The following is a 22,343-nucleotide window of genomic DNA, read 5'->3' as shown; positions in this document are numbered from 1 at the left end:
GACAATCCCTGGCCAAAATGGCCAGGGATTGTTTTTTCAGCCTTTGCGATCGTTGAAATACATGATCCGACCGTTGAAAAGGTGCAGCTCCCCTTTGAACGTGCGCGCCAGATATTTGCAGAATTCGTTGGCCTTGGCCTTGTCCCCGTGGGTCGACGTGCCGGGAAGAACCACCTGGATGAAGTACGGTCCTTCTTCCGATTCCCGTCCGACCCCGATGACCAAGCCGTGATGAAGACGGGGGTCAGTTCCTTTCAGGAAGAGGAAGGGGGAGCCGGATTGTTCCCGTTCCTCCACTTCGTATGGAAAAGCGGCGTCCTGGTAACTCCAGTCCAATTGGCGGCCGGTGAGGGAAAATGTTTCCCGGTATCGCTCCAACGCCTCTTTCACTTCTTGCAAAGTGACGGTTTCCTGTTTGGAACCCTTGACCAGTCTGATGCGAGCGCTTTCTTTCAAAGGACCCTCTCTCCCATCGCTTGTCGTTCAATGCAAGTCTCTCCACCATCTTAGCATGGAGGCAGAATTGTCGCAAATCGGTCGCAACAAGCGATTCCGACCGGTCAGCCAGTTTTTTGAATGTTAAAAAAATGACCTTGTTTGCAAATGGTTTATATGGTACACTGAGATTTACTTGAATTGTGGGGGAGTCACGGATGGAGAAATCGGATCTGTTGGATGAACTCCGTTCGGAGATCGGCGCCGTATCGGACCGTTGTCAGGGAGATCTCGACCCCCTGTACCGTTTTGTTTGCAACAAGCTGACCGAAAGGATGGCGGGGTATCACTGGACGGCCATTTACATGAAGGAACACACGGAATTTGCATGCCGGTATGAACGGGGGCGTCGATTTTTGCCTGAACGGATTCCCTTCGGGGAAGGCAACATCAGCCGGGCTGCCGTTCGGGGTGGCCTTGTATGGGAACGGTGCCGGGACCGGGTCGAAGTGTACGCTCCGTTCTATCGGGGGCATCATCTGACCGGCGTGTTGGTGGTGGTCGCGCAATCCGGCGGCGTGGTGGATGACGGGGATGTTTCGTTGATTTTGGAGTTGGTCTCCCTGTTTGAGTCAAAAATGCAAGAGCAAGGGTTATAAAAACATGTTTGACAAGCATTGAAAAGGGGTATTGACCTCTTACGGGCCTGTTTTTCGGGCGCCGGCAAAATCTTCGGGAACAGGGAGGAGATACGAATGAGCTGGTACGATCGCCTGTATGACGAATCCGAAAAGGCCAAAGTCCGTTTTGTCGGCTTTCTCTCGGAACACGGCCGGTACGATTTCGGAATCGTTTACACCCGCATGTTCTTCGGGAAACCGCTGGTCGTCTGCATGCAGACCGGACGCTCCTCGCTGCTCTCGCTGACCGACGCCGAGAACCTGGAGTATCTCCAGAAAACGTTCAACCTGGGGTCCAAAGAGGAGGCGGAAGAAGTATCTCTGTTTTTGAAGGCCAACCTTCCGACCGAATCGTTGGAAGCCGAACTGGAAAACGGAAGTTGATGAAGGCAAATCCTTCGCGGATTTGCCTTTTTTGATGGTTTCTTTGACCTGAAACAGTATGTCATAATATAATATATGTGACATAACATTTGTGGTGAAAGCGCTGTCACAAACGGCGGTCATTCGTGGCCTCAAGCAAACGGGGGGAAAGGAAATGGAAGCGATCGTTTGCATGAATTGCGACGTTGTGATCGATTGGGTGGAATCGGAAAAATTCGGAACGTTGTACGGAACCTGTGAATCCTGTCTCGACCGATCCTGCGCACCTGATCAAGACGTGATCCGTGACCGCGAAATCGCCTGACCGGTTTCATTCGAAAAAACGAAAACCGCCTGCCGCAACAAGGTGGCAGGCGGTTTGTTCATTTGATGACCCGTACTTGCCGGACGGAGGGATCCTCGGTTCCCTGCACGGGCAAACCGGCTTCGATGTGTTCAAGGATGTAGGAGATGTTCTCGGACGTGATGCGTTCGCCCGGCAGAAGGACCGGAATGCCGGGAGGATAAATCATGATGAATTCGGCGATCACTCTTCCGGCGGATTCTTCCAAAGGAACGGAAATCGTTTCGCTGTAAAACGCTTCACGGGGAGAGAGAACCAGTTCGGGGATTTCAGGCAAACGAATGCGAATTTCCCGCGAACGGTCCGGTTCATGGAAGTGATCGGACAAATCCCGGAGCGCCCGGATGAGGCGGTCCACGCTCTCTTCGGTGTCGCCGGGCGTGATCAGGCACAGAATGTTGTACAGATCGCTCAGTTCCACTTCGATGTTGTGATGTTCCCTGAGCCACCTCTCCGCGTCATGACCGCTGATGCCGAGATGTTTCAGATGGATCAGGAGTTTCGTCTCATCCATGTCATACATGGCTTCGCTCCCGAGCCAGTCCCTTCCCATGCACATCAGGCCGGGAATTTCGTTGATGCGTTTGCGGGCGGTGTCGGCCAGCATCAATGTCCGCTCGATCACTTCATGCCCGTGAATGGCCAGATACCGGCGGGCGGCATCCAATGATGCCATCAGCAAGTATGAAGTCGACGTGGTGGTCAGCATGCTGATGATCGATTGGACTCTTCGGGCATTGACAAGTCCTTCGCGAACGTTGAGCACCGAGCTTTGAGTCAGGGAACCGCCCAGCTTGTGCACACTGGTGGCTGCCATGTCCGCGCCGGCTTCCATGGCGGAAACGGGCAACCGTCGGTGAAAATGGGTCAACACCCCGTGGGCTTCATCGACCAATACCGGAATGTTCCGTTCGTGAACAAGGTCGACGATGCTCTTGAGATCTCCCGCGATCCCGTAGTAGGTGGGATTGATCACAAGGACGGCCTTCGCGTCCGGATGCCGGTCAAGGGTTTTGGACACTTGGGCGGGCGTGATGCCGTGGGCGATGCCCAGCCGTTCATCCATCTCCGGATGAACGAACACCGGGCGACCTCCCGCCAGGATGATGGCGGACATCACCGATTTGTGCACGTTTCGGGGGACGATGATTTTGTCCCCGGGGTTCAGCACCGACATGACCATGGTCATGATGGCCCCGCTGGTTCCCTGCACCGAGAAAAACGTATAATCGGCCCCGAATGCCTCGGCGGCCAATTCCTGTGCTTCCCGGATGGCTCCGCGCGGATGATGCAGGTCATCCAGGGGCTCGATGTTGATCAAATCGATGGAGAGGGCGTTCGGGCCGATGAAATCCCGGAATTCGGGATCCATTCCCTGCCCTTTTTTGTGCCCGGGGATATGAAATTGAACGGGATTTCTCCCGGCATGTTCTTTGAGCAAAGAAAAAAGCGGCGTGCGATGTTGTCGTTGATTCATCGGAGTCGCGGCCACCCTTCGTCGTGTGGATGCATGCACGACGCATAGTATAGCAAAAAGAGTACGGGAACAAAAGTAGAATTTCATGCGAACATGCGTATAAAAACACGGGGAGCACCGGCAAATCCCCGCGAAATCCCGAAATTGGATTCCTGGAGGCATTTTCCGGCGCTCCCCGTGTCCAAACGATTCGCCGCAGGAGCCGGCTCCGTCAGCGGCGGGCGGGCTCCAAAACGGCCAGCCGGTAGAGCGGTTCGAGTTTCCGGAAAGCGGATTCCACCCGGAAGATCAGCTGCTCTTTGGTCAGGTGGACCGCTTCTTCCCTCGGAATGAAGGTTCCGCACAGAAACTCGGCTTTTTTCACCCGTTCCAGTCGATCCAGCAGTTTCAGCATCTCTTCTTCGGACAAATCGCGTTTGACGGTCGCCTCGGGCACCGTATGGTCCTTGGAAATCATGAAATCATCGGGGATCCGGGTCCAGATTTCCTTGAGCCTCGCCTGGAGGCGGCGGGCAAATTCCGCTTTGTCCGGGCATTCGTAGATCAGGGCGAACCATGCGAACAGATGCGTGTCCCGCAAACCGAACTGGAAATGGGGAAGGGCTTTGTATCCCCGTTTGCTCACCGACCATGCCACCCAGGTTTCTTCCGGGGGATGAACCGTCCGGCGGGCATGTTTCGCCACGTGGAACGTGACCGGTTCTCCCATGATCGCGGAGAGCGCGGGCGAGAGTTCGGTGCCGATCATCTCCAGTTTGGGACGGATTCTCCGTTTCAACGCTTCCATTCTGGGTTCAAGCCCTTCCACATGAAACACCTGGAAGTCTTCATCGCGGAATTCGGGTGTGTGCACGTATTTCCCCTCCGTTTTCGTGCAAATTTGTCCACATCTTACCATACGGAAGCCGAAGATGGAAACGGCCGGGGAAAGGCCCGGGTTTTCCTTGATTTTCGCCTCCTTTCGTTCATCAGGTTTATTTCGGTACGGGCGGGGCAATCCTGTATCCAGACTCACAAAGACGACATCCGGATTCCAACTCCGAAACATGAAAAAGGGGTGCGGTTCAATCTTGGAACATATGATTCGAGCCTACAAATGCCGTGATGCCGAAGAGAGGATTCCCGTGCTCAGACGGGAACTGGACCGGGAGCTGGACAGACTGGCGGATGCACTCAAGGTCAATTGCAGGCATGAAATCGAGCGAAGCAAGCAGCGATTGATGGAAATCAGAAGGGAAATGATCCTCCTGGAAGCTCTTTGATGCCGGAGAGGAGGAATCGCTCAAACGGATGGAAGCGCACACGGGGATCCCGGGATGCGCTTTTTTTCGCAAGGGTGGATGGAGGGAAAGTTCACCGTCAGGGAGAAATTCAATGAACGCGGCGTTGAATTTCGCCGGGGGATGCATGTCGGATCCGCACGCCGTGCCGGAGGGGAGATTCGAAAAGTTGCGGCGGCGGGATTTTTTGTGCAAGTCCATCCATCCGCAAAGGAGGAAGTTGCATGACCCGGACCCTTGTGTATGCCCATCGGGGCAGTTCGCGTTCGGCACCGGAAAACACCATGGCCGCATTCATGAAAGCGGTGAGCGAGGGAGCGGAAGGAATCGAACTGGACGTCCATTTGACGGCGAACCGGGAAGTGGTGGTGATTCATGACGAAACGCTGGATCGCACGGCCGGGGTTCCGGGAAAAGTGGCGGACAAAAGTGCCGGAGAATTGGCACGGCTCCGGGTCGGTCGCTGGTTCTCGGAGGATTTTGCCGATGAGAGAATCCCCCTTCTGTCGGAAGTGTTGGAGTGGCTTCGGGACACGGATGTGGAACTGAACATCGAACTGAAAAACGGGATCATCCGGTATCCGGGTCTTGAAGAGGCGGTGGTCGGGTTGGTGGAACGATACGGTTTCACGGACCGTGTCGTGATTTCCTCGTTCAATCACTTCAGCCTCCGGCATCTCAGACATTTCCGCCCCGGGCTCCGGTTGGCGGCGCTGTACGTCTGCGGCATGGTTGAGCCTTGGATGTATGCCAAACATCTGGGAGTGGACGGCATTCATCCGCATCATTTGGCATGTCCGGACGAAGTGGTGGAAGGTTGTCGGAAGTCGGGGATCCGGGTACGACCTTGGACGGTGGATGACCCTGCCGAGGCCGAACGGTTGATCCGGGCGGGGGTGGATGCGTTGATCACCAACCTTCCCTCGAAGATGCTGGAGGTCCGGAACCGTCTCGTCCGGTTGCCCGGCGAGGAAGAGCAATGCTAAAATAGTGGCAGGAAACGGCGCCCGTTCACGGCACGGGAGTGCTGGCAATTCGCTTTCGGATTTGTCGGCCTCGCGTCCGGTCCCGGCGCTTTTTGCATTTGGAAGGAGAACAGCGAATGAAGATCGGTTGTCACATCAGCGTGGCCAAAGGCTTTGAAAGGGCATCGAAGCGGGCCTTTGAGCTCGGCGCGGATTCGTTTCAGGTGTTCACCAAGAATCCCCGCGGGCTCAGACCGAAAAAAGTAGATGTGAAAGATGCCGAAGCGGGCCGGAAGTTTTGCAAGGAACACGGCATTGTGCTCGTCGCGCACACGCCGTATATCACCAATTTGTCCACTCCCAAGGAAGATTTGCATGAAGTGACGATCCGCTCCATCCGTGAAGACTTGCGGATCGCCGAATGCTACGGGGCGGTCGGAGCGGTGGTGCATTGCGGCAAACATGTCGGAGAAGGGGAAGAATACGGCCGACGCCGAATGGTGGAGACGCTCGACATCATTCTCGATGAATACGACGGCCCGGTCAAACTGCTTTTGGAGAACACGGCGGGACAAGGAAGCGAACTGGGGCTTTCCATCCGGGAATTGACGGAGATCCGCTTGTCCACCCGGCATCCGGAAAAAATCGGATTTTGCTTTGACACGTGTCATGCCTTTGCGGCCGGCACCTGGGTTCCCGACCGATTTGACGGGTTGGTGACCGAAATGAAGGAAACGGGATATCTCGAACATCTCGTTGCCATTCATTTCAACGACAGCAAGGCTCCCTGGGGCAGCCGGAAAGACCGTCACGAAAAAATCGGCAAGGGTGAAATCGGGGCGGAGGCTTTGGCACTCTTCCTGAAGGAAGAAGCGTTTCAAGGATTGCCGGTCATTCTGGAAACGCCGGTCGATGATGAAGGGGAATACGCGGAAGAGATTCGGTATCTGCACAAACTTCGCGGGGAAGACCGGCAGGGGGCTTGAACCATGTGGACGGCGTTTGAACAATGGTTGGATTCAATCGGTTTCTGGGGCGTATATGCGGTGATTCTCGTGCTTTCCGGCATCATTTACAAAACGGCGTTTGCCATCCGGCTGCCGGTGCTCAAAAGCGCTGTGATCTACTTCGCGCTTGCGGTCGGGTGCGTGTTGCTCACGGTGTTTCATTACACGGGTCTGCCCATCGTCGCGGCCATGTTGGTGACCATCGTGCTCATCGCGGTCACCCGGATCCGTCTTTGGGCCGTAAGAAAGAAAAAAAGCGGACCCCAACGGGAAGAAGAACGCTGAAAGGGGACATGTCCGTGCAACTGAAGGATGCCCTCTTCAACTGGCTGCAAATTCGCATTGTTTGGGATGCCCGGCCGAGTGACCGGTCGGCAAGGGATACGGTTCTTTTTTTCGAGGATCTGCTCAGGGACGTTCACTCCGTGACGGATCCCGAAAAACAGGCGGACGGAAGTGACTACGTGGTCCGTTACCGCCGGGAGGGAAAAGAAGAGGAAGCGAGGTTTCCCCGGGATGAAGCCGATCGGCTGTTGAAGGACATCCAGGCGGAACCCCGCTACAATCAGTGCTTTGAGGAGTGATTCCGCTTCCGGTTCGAAGACGGCCGTTCCGGTTCCGGGGGAAGGACTTTCATGCGCTGCAGCGTGCGCTCTTTCACCCGGTCGTGACAATCTTTGCAAATCTGGATGATGTGCGGATATTTTTTGATTTTTTTCATGGTCAGCTTGTCCGGTTGAAACGGTTTGTCGCACAAAATGCAAATCACTTTCATGACAGCGGCGGGCTTCCCGGCAGGGGGGTCCGCCGTGCCTCCTTTCCGGCGCTCAAGTCAAATTGGGGCTTTTCAGTGAACAGTATACCTCAATTTCATTCCGGTGAAAGACCTTCACCCCGAAGATGCCGAAAGAAAGGGAGATTTTCGCCGGACTTTGAAGTGTTTCGCCACTGAAGGTAGAATGGGAAGGGAACAAGCATGTTTTCAGGGGAGGCCCCGTTCATGAACATCGAATGTTTTCCTTTGGGAATTGCGGTCACCAATGCATGGCTGGTGTATGATGAACCGTCCAAACGGGGAGTGGTGATTGACCCCGGCCAGGATCCCGAACCGCTCATCGAGCGGATCGGGAGATTGGGACTCAAGATTGAGGCCATCTTGCTGACCCATGCGCACTTCGATCACATCGCGGGATTGGAGGAAGTGCGGAAAATCACGGGTGCGCCCGTCTGCCTCCACAAGGAGGAAGCGGATTGGCCCGGGAATCCGGAAAAGAACGGATCCGCGTGGTGGCCGGGGCTGGAACCCGTCCGCTGTCGCGAGCCCGAACGAATGTTGACGGGAGGAGAGACGCTCGATCTGATCGGAACGAAGGTGGAGGTTTGGCACACCCCCGGTCATTCTCCGGGAAGTGTGTCGTATCTGTTTGACAACGTCGTGTTCGGCGGGGATGTGTTGTTCAAAGACGGGATCGGCCGGTTTGATCTGCCGGGCGGCAATTACTCCGTGCTCATGGAGTCCATCGGCAAATTGATGGAGTTGCCCGAAGAAACGGTGGTATGTCCGGGACACGGACCGAAAACCACCATTGGTCGCGAACAGGAAATGAATCCTTACGTGACCGGTTGAAAGGCGGCTCCCCGATCGGAGCCGGCCGATTTGGATTTCTTTGTTGTGAAGGACTGCCGGATCCCGCCGTACGGCTTCACAAACCCAAGGGACAGGGGTATGCAACCGCCCGCCATACCCATAATGTGTTACTGGGGATGTTCTCAAGCGCCGACAAAGGAGTGGAACCAATGCAAAAGTGGAGGAATCTGTTCATCCTTGTCCTGCTGGCCGGGTTTGCGGTGGCGGCGGTGTGGGGCGGATGGGAGGGAAAAGAACAAGCGGTGACGTCCGATCGGGAATGTGACGGAACGGTTGGTCCCGAAGTGGGTCAGTGCGCGCCGGATTTCACTCTGAACACGCTGGACGGAAAAACGGTGACGCTCCGGAATGCGCAGGGAAAGCCCACCGTCATCAATTTCTGGGCGACCTGGTGCCCGCCTTGCCGTGACGAGATGCCTCATTTTCAAAAGGCGTATGAACGGTACAAGGACAAAGTCCGGTTCATCATGGTGAACGAAACATCCCAGGAACGGGATGAAAGCCGTGTGAAACAGTATGTGGAAGAGCATGGGTTCACCTTTCCGGTTGCGCTGGATCCGGAGAAAAACAACCGAACCGTCGGATTGGATGATTACCGTTTGCCGGGAATTCCGGTCACCGTGGTGGTGGGGCCCGACGGGAAAATCCAACACAGGTTGGTCGGGGGCATGTCCGCCGAACAGGTCGAACGGTTGATGCAAACGATCACTCAGTAGAGAAATCGGGGGAGAGAAGAATGGAACAGGTTACGTTGTGGATGGCTCTGGGGGCGGGGGTTCTTTCGTTCATATCCCCGTGTTGCCTTCCGCTGTATCCGTCTTACTTGTCCTACATCACCGGCATTTCCGTGTCTCAGCTCACCGACGGGAATCGTTCCCGGGAAATCAAGCGGCTGGTAGTCACGCACACCCTGTTTTTCATTCTCGGATTTTCCCTCGTGTTCTACGCGCTCGGTTTCACTGCCGGAGTGTTGGGTGCGCTGTTCAACGAGTACAAGGATTTGGTTCGCATGCTGGGGGCCGTTTTGATCATCGCGATGGGCCTGTTCATGTTGGGCATCTTCCGGCCGACGGCTCTTTTGCGCGAGCGGAGGTTGGAGATTTCCAGAAAAGAGATCGGTTATTTCGGCTCCACGTTGGTGGGCATCGGATTTGCCGCCGGTTGGACGCCGTGTCTGGGGCCCATTCTGGCCGCGGTGCTGGCCATGGCGGCCGTTCAGCCTGAAAAGGCATTTGCATTCATCACGGCTTATACCCTCGGGTTTGCATTGCCGTTTTTCGTGATGGCCATGTTTGTCGGACGGGCCCGTTGGATCCTGAAATACTCCGAACGCGTGATGAAAGCGGGCGGAGCGTTGATGGTGCTGTTCGGGATTCTGCTTTATACCGATCAACTCACGGTCATCACCCGGTGGCTGATCGATCTGACGGGATTCCAGGGATTTTGATCTCCGAACCGGATGTCGAAGCGGGCAAAGGACAACGTCACGGATTTCTGATACAATCTGGAGCAGGACAGGTGACCAATGATGAACAAACAAACCCGTTACTGGGTACGTCGGGTGCTGTTTCTGGCCATGGTGGCCATGATCGGATTCGCGTTGTATCAGGGGGTGTTCCGCGCTGACGCCGCGCCCGAGACGGGCAGCGAAGCCCCTGATTTCCGCCTCAGAACGCTGGATGGCAAAACGGTGTCCCTGAGCGATTTCCGGGGAAAAGGCGTCATGCTCAATTTCTGGGGCACTTGGTGCGAACCGTGCCGGACGGAGATGCCGGCCATGCAACAGGCGTATGAGAAGTACGGGGAGCAAGGATTCGTCATTCTGGCCGTGAACATCGGAGAAACCGAAGTGACGGCGGGCGCGTTCGCAAGACAATACGGATTGACGTTTCCGATCCTGATGGATTCAGACCGCAACGTGACCAAACGCTACAAGATCGGGCCCATTCCCAGTACGTTTTTCATCGCGCCGGACGGAACGATCAAGCGGGTGTTTCAGGGCCCCGTCAAACTGGAACAACTGGAAGGGTACGTCCGCGAAATCCTGCCCGGGCGGTGAAGGAACGGGCCGATCAGATTCCGGAAAGGAAGATGCCGATGAAGGTTCGGGAACTGGAAGCAAAAGAACTCTCCGCACGGTTTGAGCAATTGGACGGGGATTTCTCCCTGCTGGTTGATGTTCGCACGGAAGAGGAATTCGCGGAAGGTCACATCCCCGGGGCGATTCTCATTCCCCACGACCAGATGGAACGGCGGTGGGAAGAAGTGGCCGCTTATCGGGACGAGCCGGTTCTCCTGATCTGCCGCAGCGGCCGTCGCAGCCTGATGGCCGCGGAAGTTCTTGCCGGTCGGGGCTTTGCCAAGGTGTACAATCTCAAAGGAGGCATGCTGGAATGGACGGGGCCGGTCGTCAGGGACTGAAAGCGTCCGGGCGATCTGTCCCGCTTCGCGTGGCGGACAACATCCTGGAGCTGGTGGGGAAAACTCCGCTGGTGCGCCTTCGCCGGATGGGAAAACCCGGTTGGGCTGACGTGTATGTCAAGCTGGAGAAAATGAATCCCGGAGGAAGCGTGAAAGACCGGACCGCGTGGAACATGATCCGGGCGGCCGAAGAGAGCGGGCGTCTGAAGCCGGGAATGACGATCGTGGAGCCCACCAGCGGAAACACCGGCATCGGCTTGGCCTTGGTCGGTGCGGCCCGGGGCTATCGCACCATATTGGTGATGCCCGACACGATGAGCGAGGAACGGGTGCGGCTGCTGAAGGCGTACGGGGCGGAAGTGGTGTTGTCCCCGGGGGCGGAACGAATGCCCGGGGCGATCCGGATCGCGGAGCGGTTGTTGCGGGAGATTCCCGGGGCGTTCATGCCGAGTCAGTTTGAGAATCCGGCCAATCCGGACGTGCACCGCCGTACCACCGGGCCGGAAATCCTTGAGCAGACGGGAGGAAGGCTGGACGCGTTCGTGGCCACGGCGGGGACGGGCGGAACCATCACCGGGACGGGGGAATTCCTGAGGCGTCACTTTCCGGATTTGTTCATCGGAGTGGTGGAGCCCAAACAATCCCCGGTGCTTGCCGGCGGAGAGCCGGGGCCGCACCGCATTCCCGGAACCAGTCCCGGATTCATTCCGCCGATTCTCAACCGGGAAGTGTACGATGAAATTTTCCACGTGACGGATGAAGAAGCTCTTCAAACGGTTCGCGAATTGGCGCGGAAAGAGGCCCTGTTGCTGGGTCCGTCATCCGGAGCTTCCGTGTGGGCGGCTCTGCGGGTGGCGGAGCGGTTGGGCAGCGGCAAAACGGTCGTGTGCATCGCGCCGGATACGGGAGAACGGTATCTGAGTACCGGTGTGTTTGATGATGAATGAGCATCGGGAACGGATGTCCGACCTTCTTCGGGAAATCGTCGGACGAATCGAACAACATCCGTCCCGCGCCCTTCCGTTTCATGAGTTCATGAGATTGGCCTTGTATCACCCGAAGTGGGGTTATTACCGGAATCCGAAGACCAAGCTGGGAAAACGGGGGGATTTTTTCACGTCCGCCCATGCCGGTGACGTGTTCGGTCGGGTTCTTGCCCGACTGTTTTTGCGCATGATGCGGGTGACCGGGCGCACGCGGGATTGGACGGTTGTCGACATGGGAGCGGGGGACGGACGGATCGCCGCCCAATTTGCCGGAGGACTTCTGGAAAGCGGCGGCTGGCCGCAAGGGGTCACCTTGTGGCTGGTGGATACGAGTCCCGTGCACAGGGAACTTCAGCGGCAGGCCATGGACAACATCCCCGTTCCGTGGAGACAGGCCGCATCGCTTCGGGAGATTCCCCGGACGCCGCTTTCGTTTGTGTACGGAAACGAGCTGGTTGACGCTCTCCCCGTTCATCGGATAAAAAAAGAACGAGGGGCATTGTTTGAATCCTTTGTCACTCTGAAGGAATCAAAAGGAGAACTGCAGGAAGTCTGGCTTCCCCTGTCACCGGAGTCGCCGGATGATGACTTGGTCCCGCTGCTTTGCCGAATGGATGACGGGCAAACGCTCGAATGGCAGCCGGACGCGCGGAAATGGTTGGAGGAAACGGCTGCGTGGATCCGGGAAGGATATCTTCTCACCGTGGATTACGGAGGCGGCACCGAAGATCTGCTGGCCCGGCCGGACGGAACGGTTCGCGGATTTTCCGGACACCGCGTGATTGGCGATGTGCTGCAAAATCCCGGTGAGATCGATCTCACCGCCCACGTGAATTTCGACCTGCTCGAGAGGTGGGGAGAAAACGCGGGGCTCAGGACGTTGGCCCGCGAGCCGCAATCCCGTTTTTTGATCCGCGCGGGAGCGATGGAGCTGATGCCGGTCTCCGCAGCCCGGGATCCGTTTTCTCCGGAGGCCAGGCGGGTCCGTGCGCTGCTTCAGTTGATTCATCCCGATGCCATGGGTGAACGATTTTGGGCACTGCTCCAGTCCAAGGGGTTGCCGGATCCCTTGATCGGGGATCCAAGAGAAAACGAGAAAACATGATGGAAAGAGGATGAAAGCATGGTCATCAAACCGAAATTTCGCGGGTTCATTTGCACCACCGCCCATCCGGAAGGTTGCGAACGGGAGGTGCGGCAGCAAATCGAATTCGTAAAGAGCAAGCCTGCCGTGAACGGCCCGAAAAAGGCCCTGATCATCGGCGCGTCGACCGGTTACGGTCTGGCATCCCGCATTGTGGCCGCATTCGGGGCCGGCGCGGAAACGCTCGGCATTTTCTTCGAACGCCCCAGCTCCGGCAACCGGACCGCCACGGCCGGATGGTACAACACGGCCGCGTTTGAGAAGGCGGCGGCGGAAGCGGGAATCAAGGCACTCAGCCTCAACGGGGACGCGTTTTCGGACGAGCTCAAACAACAGGCCATCGAGCTGATCAAACGGGAGTTCGGGCAGGTGGATCTGGTGGTGTACAGCCTGGCTGCACCCAAACGCGTGCATCCGAAGACGGGAGAATTGTTCTCCTCGGTGATCAAGCCGATCGGACAGGCTTTCACCAACAAAACCGTGGATTTCCATACCGGCGAAGTGTCGGAAGTGACCATTGAGCCGGCGAATGAAGAGGAAATCCGCCACACGATTCAGGTGATGGGCGGCGAAGATTGGGAGATGTGGGTGGACGCCCTGCTCGAGGCCGGCGTGCTGGCCGACGGAGCCATCAGCATCGCCTATTCCTACATCGGTCCGGAAATCACCCACCCCGTGTATCGGGAGGGAACCATCGGCCGCGCGAAAGATCATCTCGAGGCAACGGCCAAGGAACTGGATGCCAAGCTGCAAAAAATCGGAGGACACGCATGGGTCTCCGTGAACAAGGCTCTCGTCACCCAGTCCAGCTCGGCCATTCCCGTGGTGCCGCTGTACATATCGCTCCTTTACCGGGTGATGAAGGAGAAGGGATTGCATGAAGGATGCATCGAGCAAATGTACCGGCTGTTCACCGAACGCCTTTATGCCGGCGGCCCGGTTCCGGTGGACGAAAAGGGGCTCATCCGCATCGATGATCTCGAAATGCGCGATGACATTCAACGGGAAGTATTGGAAAGATGGCATGCGGTGAACGGGGAGAACCTGAACGAACTGTCCGACATCGAGGGATTCCGTCGCGACTTCTTCCGGCTGTTCGGATTTGAAAGCGACGGTGTGGATTACGAGGCGGACGTCAATCCGGACGTGAAAATCCCCAGCTTGCAAGAATGACGAAAGAGGAGCCGGATCACCGGCTCCTCTTTCAACGGGGAAACAGTCGGAATCGTCTTGCAAACAAACCGGGCAAACATACACACGGCTCCCGGTGATTCGGGAGCCGTGTGAGTGAAAACCCGTCATTTTCCGTACGGGAACTTTGTCCAAGGGTCCTGTGGTTTGGGATGTGCGGAGCAGGAATCGACATTCGGCGGAATGCGGTGCCAAGTTCACGGCCCCCGGACCTCCGGGAGCCGTTTTGAATCCGGCAAAATGAATCAGTGCATCATGAACGTGGAATACCAAACCATGCCCACGAACGCAACGAACATGTATGCGCCGAAAACGTACATGTACGTTTTTTCGGTCAATCCCATGTAACCCAAGATCACGAAAAAGAGGGTCTGTACCCCGAAGAGGGCGGCAGGAATGTACATATGACCTGCGAGGAACATCAGTGCGATGACCAAGGTCCAGAACCCGAGAACCCGAAACATGCGGTCCATGTACTGTCCCACTCCTTCCTGCAAGATTCCTGTGCACCCGCATTCTGCCATGATTCAACAGGACTTATTATACCCTTTGATCCAAACGGTATCAAGGACAGCGGAAGGGATGTTCAACATGCGGACACTTTTGACGGAAAAAACGGACGGAATCGGCCGGATCGTCTTCCGGCGTCCGGAAGCGAGAAACGCGGTCAATCTCGCCATGATGGAAGAGTTGGAACACGTGCTTGACGAATGGGAGCGGGACGAAACATTGCGGTTGGTCCTGTTCCGGGGAGATCGACGGGCGTTCGTGTCCGGAGGTGATCTCGATGAGTTTCACCGGCTGGACCGGGAGGGGATCTTGCCGGTCATGAAAAGGATGGGCCGGATCCTGCAGCGGATTTCGGAATGGGAAGTCATCACCATGTCCGTCGTGGAAGGGCCGGCCGTGGGCGGAGGGTGTGAGTTGGCCGCCAGCACCGATTTTTGCATCGCTTCCGAACGGGCCCTGTTCGGCATGATCCAGGTGAAATTGGGCATCACCAGCGGGTGGGGAGGAGGTTCGAGGCTGATGAAAAAAATCGGCATCAGCCCGGCGCTGGAGTTGTTGTTGACCGGTGAGCGGATCAGCGCGGGCAGGGCATGGGAGCTGGGGCTGGTGGACCGGATTTTGCCGGAAGATTCCTTTGAGGAAAAATTGAACGTGTTCATCCGGCGGTTTGCGGACGCTCCGGTCGAAGTGGTACGCGCGTACAAGCAATTGGCCCGGCAGGTCCGTGACGGAGTGCCGGCTTCCCGTCTGACGGAGATCGAAGCCGAAAATTGCGCGGCGGGATGGAATTCGGACCGGCATCGACAGGCCGTGGAATCGTTTCTCCGAAAAACGCGGAAGTCTTGACGGATTCCGCCGGCTTTAGTGCCGGTAAGTTCACCGGGCGGTGCCGGACGAAACGTGAAATCTTCGTTCGGCACCGCCGTGCGTTTTTTCCGCTTCACCGGCCGGGATCTCCCGGTTCCGGCCGCCTGCGTTCTTGGGACAGGTATACTCGCAACCTCCGATGGCAATAAGAAGTAGTAGATCCATATACTATGCTTTATACCAGATGCATATAGTGGCATCAGGGACCGCTGTGAGAGAACGCGGACTGCAGCATGAAGATCGGAGGGAAGCGAAGACAATGGCTGTCAAGCGACAGGATGCGTGGACGCCGGAGGATGATCTCGTTCTGGCGGAAGTGACACTGAGGCATATCCGCGAGGGGGGCACCCAACTGTCCGCCTTCGAAGAAGTGGCGGAAAAATTGGGCCGGACCCCGGCCGCCTGCGGATTCCGTTGGAACAGCACGGTTCGGAAAAAATATGAGGCGGCCATTCAGATTGCCAAGGCCCAACGTCAGAAAAAGAATCGCGAAAAGCAAAGACAACAGCGGCTCAGGGTGGAAGGAGCCGCCATCGGCGGAGATTCGGGATGGACGATCGACAACGTCATCCGCTTCCTGAGACAGTACAAAAATGAAATGGCGGAACTTCGGAGGCAGAAGAAGCAGCTGGAAAAGGAATTGCAGGAAAAAGAAGCCGATCTGGCCCGCCTCGAAGAAGAAAACCGGGAAATGAGAGGGAAACTCGATCACGTGCAGAGTGACTACCGGATGGTCAACGATGACTACCGGACATTGGTCCAGATCATGGAACGGGCCCGCAAACTGGCGATGCTCGAAGGAGAAGCCGACGGTGCCGGCCAGCCGAAATTCAAAATGGAAGAAAACAGAAATCTGGAGCGCGTGGATTGACGGGCTCCGGTCGTGAAGACCCGCATCAGACCTGTCCGTGTGTGGGTCTTTTTCGGTTTGGGGAATTGTTTGATGGTTTTGTATATTCGTTTATGAACGAATCGCATGCTTTTTGAGAAGGAATGCTATACCGAGCCGTCGAAGAGATAAAAATGGATCTCCGCGATTGGCGTTTTTCGTCGATTTATTCGGATCCAAAGCAGGAAACAGGGGGGGCAGTATGAAAATCCGGAAACTGCTCGTGGCAAACCGTGGGGAGATCGCGTGCCGGATCATGCGCACCTGCAGGGAATTGGGAATCCGGACGGTGGCGGTTTATTCCGAAGCGGATCGTGACATGCCGCACGTGAAAGCGGCGGATGAAGCGGTGCCGATCGGTCCCGCCCAGGCAGCCAAAAGTTACCTGAACATTGAAGCCATTCTGGATGCCGCGGAGAAAACCGGAGCGGACGCGGTGCATCCCGGATACGGCTTTTTGTCCGAAAATGCGTCGTTTGCCGAGCAAGTGCTCGATCGGAATCTCATCTGGGTGGGTCCGAGACCGGACGTGATCACCCGCATGGGAGACAAAGTGACGGCCCGGAAGGTGATGGAAGAGGCGGGCGTCCCGGTCATTCCGGGAACGAGGGCGCTTGGCGGACGGGAGGAAGCGCTGGCGGCCGCGGAGTCGATCGGGTATCCCGTGATGTTGAAAGCCAGCGCGGGAGGCGGCGGCATCGGCATGCACGTCTGCCGGAGCCCGGAAGAACTTCAAAAGGCCTTTGATTCCGTCGCCGGACGGGCCAAAGCATACTTCGGGGACGGGACGCTGTTCATGGAGAAGTGGGTGGACCGTTCCAGACACATCGAAGTCCAGGTGGCCGGAGATGTGTTCGGAAACGTGATTCACTTGCATGAGAGGGAATGTTCGGTTCAGCGCCGGAACCAGAAGGTGATTGAGGAGTGCCACTCTCCATCCGTCTCCTCCGCAACGAGGAAGCTGCTCACCGATGCGGCGGTCCGGGCGGCCAGAGCCGTCGGATACACCGGAGTGGGAACGGTGGAATTTCTGATGGCCCCGGACGAGTCGTTCTGGTTTCTGGAGATGAACACCCGTCTTCAGGTGGAGCATCCGGTCACGGAGGAAGTGACGGGAATCGATCTGGTGAAGATGCAACTGGACTTGGCGGAAGGAAATGCTCTATCCTTGAAGCAGGAAGACGTGCCTTCCGCGGGACATGCGCTGGAGTTTCGGATTTATGCGGAAGATCCGGACACGTTTTATCCTTCGCCCGGCACGCTCCGCGTGTATCGTGAGCCTTCCGGGGACGGGATCCGGGTGGACAGCGGAGTGGCGGAAGGGGTGACGGTGACCCCGTTCTACGATCCGATGATCGCGAAACTGATTGTAAGCGGTTCCACCCGGCAAGAAGCGCTTCGCAGGGCAGCCGAAGCCCTGCGCTCGTTCCGGATTGAGGGAATCAAGACAAACATTCCCCTCTTGCTCCGGGTCCTGGATGACCCCGCATTTGTCAATGGTGTATATGACACGCAGATTTTGACCCGAAAACAGGCATGACGAGGTGAGCGGATCATGGCACAAATTCAGGCAAACATGGCAGGAGTGGTTCTTTCGATTCTGGTTTCTCCGGGAGACCGGGTGGAATCGGGACAAGACGTGGTGATTTTGGAATCCATGAAGATGGAGATTCCCGTGCAGTCCGATGCATCGGGCGTCGTGAAGGAAGTGAAGGTGGAACCCGGTTCGTTCGTCGGGGAAGGCGACGTGCTCATCGAGCTGGAATGAGGTGACCGACGTGGAAGTCCGCATCGTGGAAGTGGGACTCAGGGACGGCTTGCAAAACGAGCGGGCGGTGATTCCGGTCGAACACAAGCGGGATCTGGTCGAGAGGCTCATTCGTGCGGGAGTCCGCCATCTGGAGGTCACCTCTTTCGTCCATCCCAAATGGATTCCTCAGCTGGCCGATGCCGACGAACTGGCGGGCAGCCTTCCCGTACACGATGATGTCGTCTATCGAGCGCTCGTTCCGAATCGTCGGGGGCTTGACCGCGCGCTGAAAACGCCGGTTCACGAGTACGCGGTGTTCATGTCGGCCAGCGAGACCCACAACCGGAAAAACATCAACAAATCGATCGACGAAACATTCCCGGTGCTGGCTGAGGTGGTGGAGGAAGCCGCCAGGCACGGAAAACCGGTCCGGGGATACGTTTCGACCGTTTTCGGCTGCCCGTATGAAGGTGAAGTGCCTGTCCGGCAAGTGATCAAAGTGTGTGAAGCCCTGTTCGAAATGGGTGTCTACGAAGTTTCCCTCGGGGACACCATCGGCGTGGCCACTCCCTCCCAGGTCAGGGAGGTGCTCAGGGAATTGCTCCGGCATTTCCCCGCCAACCGGTTGGCCGGCCATTTTCATGACACCCGCGGCACGGGACTGGTCAATGCCTGGGTCGCTCTGGAAGAGGGCATCACCACGCTGGACTCCTCGTTCGGCGGACTTGGCGGCTGCCCGTATGCTCCGGGAGCGTCGGGCAATCTGGCGACGGAAGAGCTCGTCTACATGCTCAGCGGCATGGGAGTGGACACCGGCATCGATCTGGATCTGTTGTGCGAAGCCGGACTCGTCGCCGAGAAACTTCTTGGAAGGCCGCTTCCGTCACGGGTGCTCCGGGCACGGGCAGCCGGCAATGACAGCAGCAAGGCTTGAGGTGATGGACATGGCAGTGATCCGAGTCGAAAAACAAGACGGTATCAAAATCCTTACGCTGAACCGGCCCGAGATGTACAACGCGCTCAATCTGGAGCTCCTTCTGGAACTGAAGAGCATCGCCGAAGAAACGGTTCATGACCGGGAGACCCGGGTGGTGATCATCACCGGGGAAGGCGAAAAGGCGTTCTGCTCGGGAGCCGACCTGAAAGAGCGGCGCACGTTCACGGAAGATCAGGTTCGCCGTTACATTCACACCATTCGGGAAACGTTCACGCTCGTGGAACGGATCCCCATGCCGGTCATCGCGGCGATCAACGGGGTGGCGTTCGGGGGAGGAACCGAACTGGCGCTGGCGTGTGACATCCGGATTGCCGACGAGACCGCGTCCATGGGTTTGACCGAAACATCCTTGGGCATCATTCCCGGAGCGGGCGGCACGCAGCGGCTTCCCAGACTGATCGGCAAGGCCAAAGCCAAAGAGCTCATTTTCACCGCGGCCCGCATTCCGGCATCGGAAGCGTATCAGATCGGACTGGTCAACCGGGTGGTTCCGAAAGGAACGGCGCTGGAAGAATCGATTCGCATGGCCGAACGGATCAAGGAAAACGCGCCCCTGGCCCTGAAACAGGCCAAGTTCGCGATCGACCGGGGCATGGAAACCGATTTGGACACCGGTTTGCTGCTCGAGACAAGGTCGTATGAAACCTTGATCCCCACCAAGGATCGTTTGGAAGGATTGGCCGCGTTCAAGGAGAAGAGAAAACCGCGTTACACGGGTGAATGAGCAGGGAGGGAGAACCATGAAAGAGGAGCGGATCCGGATCCTGAAGGAGCGCAAGGAAACCGTCGAGCAAGGCGGCGCTCCCAAATATCATGAAAAACTCAAACAGCAGAACAAGCTGTTTGTGCGCCGGCGACTGGAGCTGCTCTTCGACGGGGGCGAGTTCCAGGCGGAAGACGGCCTGTTCGCCAATTGCATGGCCGGGGATTTGCCGGCGGACGGCGTGGTGACCGCCATCGGCAAAATCGGCGGACAAACGGTGTGCGTGATGGCCAACGATTCCACGGTGAAAGCAGGTTCCTGGGGAGCCCGGACCGTGGAAAAAATCATCCGGATCCAGGAAACGGCCGAAAAGCTCAAAGTGCCCATCCTGTATCTGGTTGACTCCGCGGGAGCGAGAATCACCGACCAGATCGACATGTTCCCCAACCGACGGGGAGCGGGAAGGATTTTCTACAACCAGGTGAAACTGTCCGGCATGGTCCCGCAAATCTGCATCCTGTTCGGGCCGTCGGCCGCAGGCGGAGCGTACATCCCCGCATTTTGCGACGTGGTGATCATGGTGGACAAAAACGCCAGCATGTATCTGGGTTCTCCGCGCATGGCCGAAATGGTGATCGGGGAAAAAGTGACGCTGGAAGAAATGGGCGGAGCGCGCATGCATTGCACGGTCAGCGGTTGCGGAGACGTGCTGGCGGCCAGTGAAGAAGAAGCGATTCGTCTCGCCCGGGAATATCTCAGCTACTTCCCCGCGAACTGGAAAGAAAATCCGCCCGCGGCGGAACCGAAGGAACCGGAAGCGGGGGTCCGGCCGGTTTCGGAAATCGTTCCGGATCAGGAAAACATCCCGTTTGACATGCATGAACTGATCCGCAGCCTCGTGGATGAAGGATCGTTCTTTGAAATGAAGCAGCTGTTCGCCAAGGAGCTGATCACCGGGTTCGCCCGGCTGAACGGAAGAGTGATCGGCATCGTGGCCAACCAGTCGAAAGTCAAGGGCGGGGTGCTGTTCATCGATTCCGCCGACAAGGCGGCGCGGTTCATCACGTTGTGCGATGCGTTCAACATCCCGTTGTTGTTCCTGGCGGACGTTCCCGGGTTCATGATCGGAACCCAGGTGGAACGGGGAGGCATCATCCGTCACGGGGCCAAAATGATTGCCGCCATGTCCGAGGTGACCGTTCCCAAGATTTCGGTGATCGTTCGCAAGGCATACGGCGCCGGGCTTTATGCCATGGCCGGTCCCGCCTTCGAGCCGGATTGCTGTCTGGCCCTTCCCACGGCCATGATCGCGGTGATGGGACCGGAGGCCGCCGTCAACGCGGTGTACGCGAACAAAATCGCCGAGCTGGAAGAGCCGGAACGCACCCGGTTTGTCATGGAAAAGCGGGCGGAGTATCGCAAAGACATCGACATCTACCGACTGGCAAGCGAGCTGATCATCGACGGCATCGTGGAGCCGGACAAACTTCGCAAGGAACTGATTCAACGGTTTGCCGCTTATGAGAACAAGCAGGTGACGTTCAGCGAGCGAAAACATCCGGTATATCCGGTGTGAGTCTGAAAGGGGTTCGGAGATTTCTCCGAATCCCTTTCAGTCGTTTGGACAAGTATGATTAGAGGAGAGGAGGTGGGATCCATGAAAACCGGCGTGATCGGAGGAGGAGCTCTCGGTCTGCTGTGGGCCGGGCGACTTGCCGGAGGCGGTTTGGACGTGACGGTGATCACCCGGACGGAAGCACAGGCGGAACGGTTGCGGAACAAGGGGCTGGTTTTCACCGGTCTTGACGGGGAAGAATCCTTGGTCGATGTTCGGGCGAAGGCGATTTCCGCCGATCCGGCCGGTGACCCGTTCGACGTGTTGCTCGTGACCGTCAAGCAGCGTCATCTGCCCGGATTGATCGACCGTCTGTCTCCGATGAGTCATGAGCAGAGCGCACTCGTGTTTTTTCAGAACGGTTGGGGGCATGACCGGGAAATCAGGAGGCTGGGAGCCAAGGCGCACACGTTCGCGGCCGTGACCACCGAGGGAGCGCTCAGAACCGGACCGAACCGCGTGCATCACACGGGATCCGGTCAAACATGGGTGGGGCCGTTTCCGCATGAGGGGGAGGGAGAGCCGTCTTGGCTGGATGCGTGGATCGAACGGGTGTCTGCCATTGATCCGGAAGTGAAGATTCACAGGGAACATGACATTCGTTCGCGCATGTGGGAGAAACTGGTCATTAACTGTGCGATCAATGCTCCCACCGCAATCTTGGAAATTCCGAACGGCGATCTGCTTCATGAACGCCATGCTCCACTGCTTCGGGCGGTGGTGGAGGAAGCCGTCCGGGTGGCGGAGGCGATCGGCGTGAGGCTTGATGCGAACCGGATGCTGGAGAAAGTGGTGAACGTTTGCCGGAACACCTCCGGAAACCGGTCGTCGATGTTGCAGGATCTGATGAGAGGCGAACCCACCGAAATCGATTGGATCAACGGAACGGTTGTCCGGTTGGGGGAACGGATGGGGATGGACACCCCCGTCAATCGTCAACTGGTCGACCGGATCCGGGAAAAAGAAAGACATTTGAAAGCATGAAGAATGTCATCCGACAAGACGTTCCTTTGACAGGCGGAGTGCCGGTGCCGCTTTCTTCGGGCGAAGC

At 57.3% G+C, this 22,343-nt stretch carries 29 protein-coding genes; 24 read left to right on the top strand and 5 right to left on the bottom strand.

What is annotated here, in order from left to right; translation table 11 throughout:
• Window positions 1-36 precede the first annotated feature (36 nt).
• Window positions 37-456, bottom strand: coding sequence for a DUF1885 family protein (locus EG886_RS08550; RefSeq protein WP_124727747.1), 420 nt, complete (start codon window positions 454-456; stop codon window positions 37-39).
• A 197-nt stretch (window positions 457-653) separates the two neighbouring features.
• Here EG886_RS08550 and EG886_RS08545 point away from each other — a divergent pair, with 197 nt between their 5' ends.
• The 3 genes from EG886_RS08545 to EG886_RS08535 all read left to right on the top strand — a co-directional run bounded on the left by EG886_RS08545 (window position 654) and on the right by EG886_RS08535 (window position 1,803).
• Window positions 654-1,094, top strand: coding sequence for a hypothetical protein (locus tag EG886_RS08545; RefSeq protein ID WP_124727746.1), 441 nt, complete (start codon window positions 654-656; stop codon window positions 1,092-1,094).
• Window positions 1,095-1,190: 96 nt separating this feature from the next.
• Window positions 1,191-1,499 carry a DUF3055 domain-containing protein gene (locus EG886_RS08540; protein ID WP_124727745.1) on the top strand — a complete coding sequence of 103 codons (309 nt, stop codon included), beginning with the start codon at window positions 1,191-1,193 and terminating at the stop codon, window positions 1,497-1,499.
• 154 nt (window positions 1,500-1,653) lie between these two features.
• Window positions 1,654-1,803 (top strand): GapA-binding peptide SR1P, encoded by a 150-nt coding sequence (locus tag EG886_RS08535; RefSeq protein WP_124727744.1) that lies wholly within the window; start codon window positions 1,654-1,656, stop codon window positions 1,801-1,803.
• A 58-nt stretch (window positions 1,804-1,861) separates the two neighbouring features.
• Here the strand turns inward: EG886_RS08535 and EG886_RS08530 are convergent, their stop codons facing one another.
• A complete protein-coding gene (locus EG886_RS08530; RefSeq protein WP_124727743.1) occupies window positions 1,862-3,319 on the bottom strand; it encodes an aminotransferase class I/II-fold pyridoxal phosphate-dependent enzyme in 1,458 nt (485 codons plus the stop codon).
• Between the two features lie 211 nt (window positions 3,320-3,530).
• Complete coding sequence (locus EG886_RS08525) at window positions 3,531-4,172, bottom strand: YktB family protein (protein ID WP_277423813.1); 642 nt, start codon at window positions 4,170-4,172, stop codon at window positions 3,531-3,533.
• A 226-nt stretch (window positions 4,173-4,398) separates the two neighbouring features.
• Between EG886_RS08525 and EG886_RS08520 the strand changes: the two genes are divergently transcribed.
• The 5 genes from EG886_RS08520 (at window position 4,399) to EG886_RS08500 (ending at window position 7,155) form a co-directional block, all read left to right on the top strand.
• Window positions 4,399-4,581 (top strand): hypothetical protein, encoded by a 183-nt coding sequence (locus EG886_RS08520; protein ID WP_241154437.1) that lies wholly within the window; start codon window positions 4,399-4,401, stop codon window positions 4,579-4,581.
• Window positions 4,582-4,823: 242 nt separating this feature from the next.
• Window positions 4,824-5,585 carry a glycerophosphodiester phosphodiesterase gene (locus EG886_RS08515; RefSeq protein ID WP_124727741.1) on the top strand — a complete coding sequence of 254 codons (762 nt, stop codon included), beginning with the start codon at window positions 4,824-4,826 and terminating at the stop codon, window positions 5,583-5,585.
• Between the two features lie 116 nt (window positions 5,586-5,701).
• Window positions 5,702-6,550, top strand: coding sequence for a deoxyribonuclease IV (locus tag EG886_RS08510; protein WP_124727740.1), 849 nt, complete (start codon window positions 5,702-5,704; stop codon window positions 6,548-6,550).
• A gap of 3 nt (window positions 6,551-6,553) precedes the next feature.
• Window positions 6,554-6,856 carry a YlaH-like family protein gene (locus tag EG886_RS08505; protein WP_124727739.1) on the top strand — a complete coding sequence of 101 codons (303 nt, stop codon included), beginning with the start codon at window positions 6,554-6,556 and terminating at the stop codon, window positions 6,854-6,856.
• 14 nt (window positions 6,857-6,870) lie between these two features.
• Window positions 6,871-7,155, top strand: a complete 285-nt coding sequence (locus EG886_RS08500; protein WP_241154290.1) for a hypothetical protein — start codon at window positions 6,871-6,873, stop codon at window positions 7,153-7,155.
• Here the strand turns inward: EG886_RS08500 and EG886_RS08495 are convergent.
• Window positions 7,137-7,346, bottom strand: a complete 210-nt coding sequence (locus EG886_RS08495) for a DUF2197 domain-containing protein (RefSeq protein WP_124727737.1) — start codon at window positions 7,344-7,346, stop codon at window positions 7,137-7,139. The genes EG886_RS08500 and EG886_RS08495 overlap by 19 nt on opposite strands.
• A 225-nt stretch (window positions 7,347-7,571) precedes the next feature.
• Between EG886_RS08495 and EG886_RS08490 the strand changes: the two genes are divergently transcribed.
• The 8 genes from EG886_RS08490 to fabV all read left to right on the top strand — a co-directional run bounded on the left by EG886_RS08490 (window position 7,572) and on the right by fabV (window position 13,943).
• The gene (locus tag EG886_RS08490) at window positions 7,572-8,198 is read left to right on the top strand and encodes an MBL fold metallo-hydrolase (protein ID WP_206425306.1); all 627 of its coding nucleotides are present in this window, start codon (window positions 7,572-7,574) and stop codon (window positions 8,196-8,198) included.
• 170 nt (window positions 8,199-8,368) lie between these two features.
• Complete coding sequence (locus tag EG886_RS08485) at window positions 8,369-8,935, top strand: TlpA family protein disulfide reductase (RefSeq protein ID WP_164491741.1); 567 nt, start codon at window positions 8,369-8,371, stop codon at window positions 8,933-8,935.
• A 20-nt stretch (window positions 8,936-8,955) separates the two neighbouring features.
• On the top strand, window positions 8,956-9,666 hold the full coding sequence (locus EG886_RS08480) for a cytochrome c biogenesis CcdA family protein (RefSeq protein WP_124727734.1): 711 nt from the start codon (window positions 8,956-8,958) through the stop codon (window positions 9,664-9,666).
• Window positions 9,667-9,747: 81 nt separating this feature from the next.
• A complete protein-coding gene (gene resA / locus EG886_RS08475; RefSeq protein WP_124727733.1) occupies window positions 9,748-10,278 on the top strand; it encodes a thiol-disulfide oxidoreductase ResA in 531 nt (176 codons plus the stop codon).
• A gap of 38 nt (window positions 10,279-10,316) precedes the next feature.
• Window positions 10,317-10,640, top strand: a complete 324-nt coding sequence (locus EG886_RS08470; RefSeq protein WP_241154289.1) for a rhodanese-like domain-containing protein — start codon at window positions 10,317-10,319, stop codon at window positions 10,638-10,640.
• A complete protein-coding gene (cysK, locus tag EG886_RS08465; protein WP_124727731.1) occupies window positions 10,613-11,587 on the top strand; it encodes a cysteine synthase A in 975 nt (324 codons plus the stop codon). Before EG886_RS08470 ends, cysK begins: the two co-directional genes overlap by 28 nt.
• Window positions 11,580-12,731 carry a class I SAM-dependent methyltransferase gene (locus EG886_RS08460; protein ID WP_164491740.1) on the top strand — a complete coding sequence of 384 codons (1,152 nt, stop codon included), beginning with the start codon at window positions 11,580-11,582 and terminating at the stop codon, window positions 12,729-12,731. Before cysK ends, EG886_RS08460 begins: the two co-directional genes overlap by 8 nt.
• A gap of 18 nt (window positions 12,732-12,749) precedes the next feature.
• Window positions 12,750-13,943 (top strand): enoyl-ACP reductase FabV, encoded by a 1,194-nt coding sequence (fabV, locus tag EG886_RS08455; protein WP_124727729.1) that lies wholly within the window; start codon window positions 12,750-12,752, stop codon window positions 13,941-13,943.
• A gap of 263 nt (window positions 13,944-14,206) precedes the next feature.
• Here fabV and EG886_RS08450 read toward each other — a convergent pair whose 3' ends face one another.
• A complete protein-coding gene (locus EG886_RS08450; protein ID WP_124727728.1) occupies window positions 14,207-14,434 on the bottom strand; it encodes a DUF2626 family protein in 228 nt (75 codons plus the stop codon).
• 118 nt (window positions 14,435-14,552) lie between these two features.
• On the opposite strand from EG886_RS08450, the gene EG886_RS08445 reads away from it, so the two are divergent.
• The 8 genes from EG886_RS08445 (at window position 14,553) to EG886_RS08410 (ending at window position 22,276) form a co-directional block, all read left to right on the top strand.
• Window positions 14,553-15,317 (top strand): enoyl-CoA hydratase/isomerase family protein, encoded by a 765-nt coding sequence (locus tag EG886_RS08445; protein ID WP_164491739.1) that lies wholly within the window; start codon window positions 14,553-14,555, stop codon window positions 15,315-15,317.
• Between the two features lie 280 nt (window positions 15,318-15,597).
• Entirely contained in the window at window positions 15,598-16,209 is a 612-nt protein-coding gene (locus EG886_RS08440; RefSeq protein ID WP_124727726.1) for an RsfA family transcriptional regulator, read from the top strand.
• 220 nt (window positions 16,210-16,429) lie between these two features.
• Window positions 16,430-17,767 carry an acetyl-CoA carboxylase biotin carboxylase subunit gene (locus EG886_RS08435; protein WP_420894141.1) on the top strand — a complete coding sequence of 446 codons (1,338 nt, stop codon included), beginning with the start codon at window positions 16,430-16,432 and terminating at the stop codon, window positions 17,765-17,767.
• Window positions 17,768-17,782: 15 nt separating this feature from the next.
• A complete protein-coding gene (locus EG886_RS08430; RefSeq protein WP_124727725.1) occupies window positions 17,783-17,995 on the top strand; it encodes an acetyl-CoA carboxylase biotin carboxyl carrier protein subunit in 213 nt (70 codons plus the stop codon).
• Between the two features lie 10 nt (window positions 17,996-18,005).
• Window positions 18,006-18,911 carry a hydroxymethylglutaryl-CoA lyase gene (locus EG886_RS08425; protein WP_124727724.1) on the top strand — a complete coding sequence of 302 codons (906 nt, stop codon included), beginning with the start codon at window positions 18,006-18,008 and terminating at the stop codon, window positions 18,909-18,911.
• A gap of 10 nt (window positions 18,912-18,921) precedes the next feature.
• Window positions 18,922-19,698, top strand: a complete 777-nt coding sequence (locus EG886_RS08420; protein ID WP_124727723.1) for an enoyl-CoA hydratase — start codon at window positions 18,922-18,924, stop codon at window positions 19,696-19,698.
• A 16-nt stretch (window positions 19,699-19,714) separates the two neighbouring features.
• The gene (locus EG886_RS08415) at window positions 19,715-21,253 is read left to right on the top strand and encodes an acyl-CoA carboxylase subunit beta (RefSeq protein WP_124727722.1); all 1,539 of its coding nucleotides are present in this window, start codon (window positions 19,715-19,717) and stop codon (window positions 21,251-21,253) included.
• Between the two features lie 81 nt (window positions 21,254-21,334).
• A complete protein-coding gene (locus tag EG886_RS08410; RefSeq protein ID WP_164491738.1) occupies window positions 21,335-22,276 on the top strand; it encodes a ketopantoate reductase family protein in 942 nt (313 codons plus the stop codon).
• Window positions 22,277-22,343 lie beyond the last annotated feature (67 nt).

This window comes from Staphylospora marina (assembly GCF_003856495.1).
Lineage (GTDB): Bacteria > Bacillota > Bacilli > Thermoactinomycetales > Thermoactinomycetaceae > Staphylospora > Staphylospora marina.
This window is presented reverse-complemented; position numbering and strand designations above follow the sequence as displayed.